We start from the raw sequence: 2,678 nt of genomic DNA on the forward strand, positions 1-2,678 counted from the left end.
CTGAGTGGTGTGCTCTTAGTTTTTGATGCCGATAAACAGAATTATCGGCGTCACAAAACCCAGGGGCCTCCGGCCCCTTTGTTCTGCCCCTAAGCCTGACCGCGCATAATGTCGCGTTTGGTTAAATGCCCATGTGAAGCCCGCCGATAAGCCAGCCCACGCAATTTTGCTGGTTTATCAGGTATTTACTTGGATGGAACGAGAGTTGACCAAAAACTTCATTTTTCGTTGGTTTGAATGCGGTTTATCGGAAGAGGAGACGGCAAATCTATGTTTCGTTTCTGTGAGGCAGGTCACAAATTGGGATAAGGGTAAAGAGATCCCACCTGTCTATAAACGGCTTATGCGTATGGCATCTGGGCGGGAGCTGCCCACGATTTTCAAGGAGTGGCAGGGATGGCGGATGAAGAATGACTGCCTGATCGCACCGAATGGCGTCATGTTCGACAGGAGGAGGATCGAGGCGCTGGCCATCATCCAGGCCGAGCTGTCAGAGAAGCAAAGGGAGGCTTTCCACTGGCGGAAGAAGCTAGGTATCAAGTAGACAGGGGAGGGGGCGTAAGCCCCCTCATTCATCTGAATCTGGTAAAGGGCTAGGGGCATTGCTATCAAGGATTAGAGCATCAAGAGATATGAGTATCTTCCGCTCAGGTACATGGGACTCAACGATGATACAACAAGCGATGTCCTGACCTACGCAGTCAACCTGCATCAGCAGATCATCAGTGCGTCGCCTGACCATATCACCACGCATCAGGTTAGCCATGTCACACCTCCACATACCGCTGTACAGTGCCCAGCATAGCCCGAAGGCCAAAGCAAGGTCTAGCGGATTGAATTCCCCCCGTATTACTATACGGGGGGGTATCCAACTTGAGGAACAAAATGAGAACTTTATACAAATATTACAACAATCTACCCAAAGAATACTTTCTTAACCCTTCAATTAAGTTAACCCCACCCTCACAACTGAATGACCCCTTTGAAAATATAATCCCACAGGATATTTTTGACTATATAAATACAGATGAAGAGCTAAAATCCGAAACACATAAATACATGAAGAGATGGAATTATGATAAATCAAAATTAACAAAATACATATTAAGGTGCTTAAATAACTGCGGGGTTGTTTCACTATCTGAAACACCTAGGAACTTGTTAATGTGGGCTCACTATGGAGACCAACATCGAGGTATTTGCGTTGGCTACAAAGAAAGTCTTCTTGACAATCATCTAAGAGAAAACGAGACGGAAGGAGAGGATGAGCTACCATACTTTCACAGACCAATAAAAGTAAACTATGATTCAACTAGATTAGCGCCCAATGAAACCAAAATCTTAAAATATGAAAACAAAACTATAATCTACAATATATTAACCCATGTACTCACTACAAAAAGTGATGAATGGATTTATGAAAAAGAGCACAGGTGCATTGTGCCAATATATTGGTGCGACGCTTTCATTACAAAAAAGGCTTTATTCAAGACTAGGGAGCCAGATAATGGAGTAATTAAGTTGGACACCAAGGAGTGCATATATCACTCAGTAGAAGGAAGCATGTATAAGTTTGATGATGGTGATGACAAATGCATGAAGTTTCTATCGATGAAACAGACCGCATTATTAAAGATGATTTCCAGTGAAGATATAGACAGTTTGTATTTTGGCTGCAAAACAGACAAAAAATACATACGCGAAGTATTGGGTTTAATTGAAAACAATAAGGATAAACTAGGCCATATAAAAGTATTTTTCTTTACACCAAATCATTCCAGGTTTTCTCTTGATGTAAAGATGTCCATAGAAGAGCAAGTAAGACCATAAGAACAGCTTGTCTGCGACAGGAAATCTGGCAGTGACCACACGCGCCCCATAGCCTTCGGCTGGTCGCTCTGACGAGGCATTAAAGACCGGTTTAGCAGAGAAGGAGGTTATTTCAGCGGAGGCGCTCAATGTCGTGAATCACCCCAGGGAGGCGGACACCTGGGGGGCATAGGTCCTCGGGACGCAAGCGTCCTGCGGCAGGGCGTTTATCATGGTTCGCGCAGCTCACCATATGCTAATGGTCAGCGGCCATTCTTAACGCGAGCGGCAGCAGAGCGAGCGCGGCGTCTTGCCCGGCAGTGGTGCTGCCACTTCACCTCCAGCTCGATAAGGTGGCCCCCAAAGAGCCAGAGCAGGGGAGGCAACGAGAGCAGCGCCACCAGGGCAACACAGGCCCAACGAGCCTCGGCGGAATAGCTAGGATTGCTCCCTATGGCTATCAGGATGGCAATATCAATGCAGATAGCGATGATGCCAATCACGGCAACCCCCATTAGATCCAGCGATGTATTTATGTCCGGTCATCGCTAGGCGCCCCGTCATTCTTGGCACCAGCAAAGAGCGCACCATTGACCCGCTTACGCAAAGCATCCCCGTCAGGGTCGCAATAAACGTCCACTGGCTGCCCCTGGTACTGGATAACCGCATGGCAAGCCGTCATGGGCTTCAAATCGACGAAGAATTGCGGCCACTCTTCGGCATAGATGGCTTGCTCGTCGTCACCTTTGCGCAGGGCGAAGCAATATTCGACGTTGTAGACGTCTCGATCACTTTTGGTGAGCACATGGCAGTTGATGATCATCCGGTATCCGGCGAACGGGCCTACAGCAAAGACGCCAGCAGCATCC

4 protein-coding genes and 1 pseudogene are annotated in these 2,678 nt (G+C 47.3%); 2 read left to right on the top strand and 3 right to left on the bottom strand.

Going from position 1 to position 2,678, the window contains the following annotated elements; translation table 11 throughout:
* Positions 1 to 193: 193 nt before the first annotated feature.
* The gene (locus ACB037_RS21195; RefSeq protein ID WP_201901071.1) at positions 194 to 544 is read left to right on the top strand and encodes a DUF3653 domain-containing protein; all 351 of its coding nucleotides are present in this window, start codon (positions 194 to 196) and stop codon (positions 542 to 544) included.
* A gap of 24 nt (positions 545 to 568) precedes the next feature.
* On the opposite strand, the gene ACB037_RS21200 is transcribed toward ACB037_RS21195, so the two are convergent.
* Complete coding sequence (locus ACB037_RS21200; protein ID WP_319907461.1) at positions 569 to 766, bottom strand: hypothetical protein; 198 nt, start codon at positions 764 to 766, stop codon at positions 569 to 571.
* 119 nt (positions 767 to 885) lie between these two features.
* Here ACB037_RS21200 and ACB037_RS21205 point away from each other — a divergent pair, with 119 nt between their 5' ends.
* Positions 886 to 1,830 carry a DUF2971 domain-containing protein gene (locus ACB037_RS21205; RefSeq protein ID WP_371175896.1) on the top strand — a complete coding sequence of 315 codons (945 nt, stop codon included), beginning with the start codon at positions 886 to 888 and terminating at the stop codon, positions 1,828 to 1,830.
* 242 nt (positions 1,831 to 2,072) lie between these two features.
* Here the strand turns inward: ACB037_RS21205 and ACB037_RS21210 are convergent, their stop codons facing one another.
* Positions 2,073 to 2,312, bottom strand: coding sequence for a hypothetical protein (locus tag ACB037_RS21210; protein WP_371175897.1), 240 nt, complete (start codon positions 2,310 to 2,312; stop codon positions 2,073 to 2,075).
* Positions 2,313 to 2,341: 29 nt separating this feature from the next.
* Positions 2,342 to 2,678, bottom strand: a pseudogene (locus tag ACB037_RS21215) (zona occludens toxin); the annotation flags it as partial.

This window comes from Aeromonas sp. S19(2024) (assembly GCF_041402625.1).
Taxonomy (GTDB): Bacteria; Pseudomonadota; Gammaproteobacteria; order Enterobacterales; family Aeromonadaceae; genus Aeromonas; species Aeromonas caviae.

Bases quoted from the DNA above. Each gene is read 5' to 3' on its own strand.
- ACB037_RS21195 (WP_201901071.1), top strand. From the start codon at position 194: ATGGAACGAGAGTTGACCAAAAACTTCATTTTTCGTTGGTTTGAATGC.
- ACB037_RS21200 (WP_319907461.1), bottom strand. From the start codon at position 766: ATGGCTAACCTGATGCGTGGTGATATGGTCAGGCGACGCACTGATGAT.
- ACB037_RS21205 (WP_371175896.1), top strand. From the start codon at position 886: ATGAGAACTTTATACAAATATTACAACAATCTACCCAAAGAATACTTT.